The organism is Paraburkholderia atlantica (assembly GCF_009362785.1).
GTDB classification, from domain to species: Bacteria; Pseudomonadota; Gammaproteobacteria; order Burkholderiales; family Burkholderiaceae; genus Paraburkholderia; species Paraburkholderia atlantica.
Map to the genome: position 1 here is coordinate 1 of NZ_WHNQ01000124.1, position 4,417 is coordinate 4,417.

The window sequence follows — 4,417 nt, forward strand, 5'->3', positions numbered from 1 at the left end:
GTAGTCCTCCATATAGCCGGTGATCTGCCGCATCCCCCAGCCGAACAGCCGGTAGAAGGTAAAGATCAGCTCGATGTACGCCGTGGTATAGGTCGGCTCACGCCCCGACACGCCCGGCGTACGGATCTTTGCGTTGATAAGCTGCGCCTTCAGATCGCCGCCCGGCACATACAGGCTGATCATGCCGCGCTTTCTCAGGCTCTGGTTATACGCCCGCGCGTTCGTCACCCGGTACCCCGGCTTCTTGCGCTTGCGCGCTTCACCCGTCTTTAGTCTGGCTTTATATGGCATTATTCAAGCTGGCTTCATGATGTTGCGCTTTTACACAACCCCCAGCATCTTTGCAATACCCCCATCCGGACAAAGCCCAGCAGGATCACGTCCAGCGGGTAGTGCAGCCGCTTCAGTACCTTGCCAATGCCAGCGGGCAGCGTCTTGCATGGCGTCTTCGTCTTTGTCATCATGCTTGTCATGCGTTGTCGTCGGCGGATTTTACTTGACCGCGTTATTGCGACAAAACCATCTCAGTTCATGCCTTCGCTATTCAGTCAGCCACTTCGCGTTATGTTCGGATGGCAGGAGTGAATCCCGTTAAAAACGGGGTGGTCTTTAACGCAAGCGGAAACATGCCTATGGTCACACCTGTTCGCGGGACGAGTCCTGCCACGTCAGCCTCCCAGACATCTACGGAAGAACGCGGCAATCCCAGCAGCCGGCCCACTTCGAATCCATCTCCGCAGTCAAGCGGGCTTGGAGCCTTGACTGGTTTGTCGCGACTGCCGCCTGGAATAACCCAGGATATTGCAGGGCGGATCGATCCTCGCAGCCGTATTGCGCTGGCAGGCACCAACCGACAGTTGCGTTCGCAACTTATCGATGAGCGGCAGGCTGCCAAGATTATTATTGGCCGGGATGTGCCGCGCGTGAGAACGAATCAGGGGTTCGATGCGGTGTTGCAGCACATCGGGGAGCTTCCGGTGTCTCTACGAGGTGAGGTGCTGACCGCACTCGGCCGCCGGATCAGTGCCCTGCCGGAAGAGGCCCGGACAGCGCAGTTTGACAGCGTGCGCGCCGCCATCGGGGAACTGCCCGCCGAACACCGCAGCGACCCACTGGCCGCACTCGGCGACCGTATCTGGAGCCTGCCTGAAGCGGACCAGACAGTGCACGTCGACAGGATGCTCGCCGCCATCGGGCAACTGCCCGCTGAACACCGCAGCGACCCGCTGACCGCACTCGGCCGCCAGATCAGTTCCCTGCCGGAAGAGGCCCGGACAGCGCAGTTTGGCAGCGTGCGCGCCGCCATCGGGCAACTGCCCGCTGAACACCGCAGCGACCCACTGGCCGCACTCGGCGACCGTATCTGGAGCCTGCCTGAAGCGGACCAGATAGTGCACGTCGACAGGATGCTCGCCGCCATCGGGCAACTGCCCGCTGAACACCGCAGCGAGCCGCTGGCCGCACTCGGCCGCCAGATCCGTTCCCTGCCGGAAGAGGCCCGGACAGCGCAGTTTGACAGCGTGCGCGCCGCCATCGGGCAACTGCCCGCCGAACACCGCAGCGATCCGCTGGCCAAACTCGGCCGCCAGATCAGTTCCCTGCCGGAAGAGGCCCGGACAGCGCAGTTTGGCAGCGTGCTCGCCGCCATCGGGCAACTGCCCGCTGAACACCGCAGCGACCCACTGGCCGCACTCGGCCGCCAGATCAGTTCCCTGCCGGAAGAGGCCCGGACAGCCCAGTTTGACAGCGTGCTTGGCACCATCGGGCAACTGCCCGCCGAACACCGCAGCGATCCGCTGGCCAAACTCGGCGACCAGATCAATGTTCTGCCGCAAGCGGCCCGCACAGCGCGGTTCGACAGCGTGCTGGCCGCCATCGAGGAACTGAGTCCCGAAACCCGCGGTAGGCCACTAGCGGCTGCCGGTGGCCGTATCTGGGCCCTGCCTGAAGCGGACCGGACAGTGCACTTCGACAGCGTGCGCGCCGCCATCGGGCAACTGCCCGCTGAACACCGCAGCGAGCCGCTGGCCGCACTCGGCCGCCAGATCCGTTCCCTGCCGGAAGAGGCCCGGACAGCGCAGTTTGACAGCGTGCTTGGCACCATCGGGCAACTGCCCGCCGAACACCGCAGCGATCCGCTGGCCAAACTCGGCGACCAGATCAATGTTCTGCCGCAAGCGGCCCGCACAGCGCGGTTCGACAGCGTGCTGGCCGCCATCGATCAACTGCCCGCCGAACGCCGCCGCGACCCACTCGCCGTACTCGGCGGTGCAATCAATGCCTTGCCTGTAGCGGGCCGGACAGCGCGGGTCCACAGGTTGCTCGGCACCATAGGGTGGGCGTGACCCGTTTCCGTGAGCTTTGTCCGGAAGGGTACGAGTTCCCGTGCCATGGACGCGACTATGCATTTTTGACGCAAACCGGTTTGCCGAAGGCGTTCCACCGGTTCAGCAGGTTGGCGATGATTATGCCTTCGCCTGGCATTGTCACGTTATCGAGATGGTCGGGTAAGATCGCATGATGAAAAATGCAAAATCGCTGTACCACGGTCATCGCTTTCCCGCATCGGTCATCAGTTGCGCGGTGCGTTGGTATTTCAGGTTCCAGCTCAGCCTGCGCGATATCGAAGAGCTGCTGTTCGAGCGCGGGGTTATCGTCAGCTACGAAACGGTACGACGCTGGTGCGATAAGTTCGGCGCGTGCTTCGCACACCGTTTGAAAGCGTCGCGTCGCAAGCCCGGCACCACATGGCACCTTGACGAAGTATTTGTGACGTTGCGCGGTGAGCCTTACCTGTTGTGGCGCGCCGTCGATCAACACGGTGCTGAACTCGATATCCTGCTACAGAAGCACCGCGACAAGGCTGCAGCGAAGCGGTTTTTCAAGCGCGTGCTTGCCGCGTGCTCTGAGGCACCGCGCAAGATCGTTACTGACCAGCTGCGCAGCTATCGGGCGGCGAAAGCCGAGATTCCCGCACTGGCTTGCGTCAAGCACGTCTTTGTCAAAGCCAGCGCGCGGGTCAATAACCGGGCCGAAAACACTCATTAGCCGACCCGCGAACGCGAGCGACGCATGCGTGGCTTTCGCGATCCAGAGCGCACGCAGGCTTTCCTGTCGAGCCTCGGTCCGATCCGGCAGCACTTCGCGCTGAAGCGACACCTGCTACGCGCCTCGCTCTATCGCAAACAGCTTGCCACACCCATCGCCGCCTGGCATCGCTTCACAGAGATCACCCAAGTTCCGCCCGTTTTCTGAGCAAGCGCGTTGCCCCCCACTATTACAGGTTGTGTCGCGTTAAGGACGATGCGACGATCAGGCGGCTAAGGTGAAGAGGATTGCTTACATCACGAGAGAATAGAATTGTTCGGCTGCAGTCGAGGCGACGCCATCGTCACACATCTGCCCCTTGCGGATCATTTGTGCGATCTCAATGCCAGACAGGATGATGCGCGCACAGCGGAAATCCGTGAACCCCATCATCGATTTGATGATGCGTTTGATGGCACGGTGATCCTGCTCGACGACGTTGTTTAGGTATTTGTTTTGCCGGACCTTGATCGGCGTTAAACGCTCGGCATTGAGCGCTTCAAGCGCAGCCAGATTGGCGCCGCTCCTGTCCACGGTGATTGTCTCGGGCTCGCCGTTCTGTTCAATCGCCTTCTCGAAGTAGCGGCGCGCCGCGGCCTTGTCCCGATGGGCGCGCAGCAGGAAATCCACCGTGTTGCCCGCCTTGTCCACGGCACGGTACAAGTATTTCCAATGGCCTTTGACCTTGACATAGGTCTCATCGACGCGCCAGCTCTTGCCGACAGGCCGTTTGCGTTTGCGGAATGCTTTTTCAAACACCGGTAGCAGCTTGATAACCCACCGGTGCACGCTCGAATGGTCCACCTCGATACCCCGCTCGGCCATCATTTCTTCGAGGTTTCGTAGGCTCAGTGAGTACGCCACGTACCACCGGACGCACAGCGCGATCACGTCCAGCGGGTAGTGCAGCCGCTTCAGTACCTTGCCAATGCCAGCGGGCAGCGTCTTGCATGGCGTCTTCGTCTTTGTCATCATGCTTGTCATGCGTTGTCGTCGGGGGATTTTACTTGACCGCGTTATTGCGACAAAACCTTCTTCGGCCGACTCGATCAGCTTGAACGCCAGCCCGAGGAACGTCGCGCGCGATACACAGTTGCGCGTGCGTTTCGTGCGATGGCGCACCGTCGCAAAGGTCGATTCAATCGGGTTCGTGGTGCGCAGATGCTGCCAGTGTTCAGCCGGGAAATCGTAAAACGCGAGCAGCTCGTCACGATCTTCCGTCAGCTTTTCGGCGACCTTCGGGTACTTTGCCGAGTACGCGTCGACGAAGTGATTGAATGCGGCCAGTGCATCAGCGCGCGTGGCCGCCATCCAGATGTCCTGCATCGCC

The 4,417-nt window shown here is 61.2% G+C and carries 2 protein-coding genes and 4 pseudogenes; 2 read left to right on the plus strand and 4 right to left on the minus strand.

Annotation, left to right across the window (positions count from 1 at the left end; translation table 11 throughout):
• Nucleotides 1–291: pseudogene (locus GCT19_RS40970) on the minus strand (hypothetical protein); the annotation flags it as partial.
• Nucleotides 292–368: 77 nt separating this feature from the next.
• A pseudogene (locus GCT19_RS40975) lies at nucleotides 369–464 on the minus strand (IS6 family transposase); the annotation flags it as partial.
• A 303-nt stretch (nucleotides 465–767) separates the two neighbouring features.
• Between GCT19_RS40975 and GCT19_RS40980 the strand changes: the two are divergent.
• Nucleotides 768–2,345 carry a hypothetical protein gene (locus GCT19_RS40980; protein ID WP_152855013.1) on the plus strand — a complete coding sequence of 526 codons (1,578 nt, stop codon included), beginning with the start codon at nucleotides 768–770 and terminating at the stop codon, nucleotides 2,343–2,345.
• 175 nt (nucleotides 2,346–2,520) lie between these two features.
• Nucleotides 2,521–3,255: pseudogene (locus GCT19_RS40990) on the plus strand (IS6 family transposase).
• 84 nt (nucleotides 3,256–3,339) lie between these two features.
• Here GCT19_RS40990 and GCT19_RS40995 read toward each other — a convergent pair.
• Complete coding sequence (locus GCT19_RS40995) at nucleotides 3,340–4,062, minus strand: IS6 family transposase (protein ID WP_152855014.1); 723 nt, start codon at nucleotides 4,060–4,062, stop codon at nucleotides 3,340–3,342.
• 59 nt (nucleotides 4,063–4,121) lie between these two features.
• A pseudogene (locus tag GCT19_RS41000) lies at nucleotides 4,122–4,417 on the minus strand (transposase); the annotation flags it as partial.

What these genes read in the sequence shown, in the direction of transcription:
- GCT19_RS40995 (WP_152855014.1), bottom strand. Translation starts at nt 4,062, where the DNA reads ATGATGACAAAGACGAAGACGCCATGCAAGACGCTGCCCGCTGGCATT.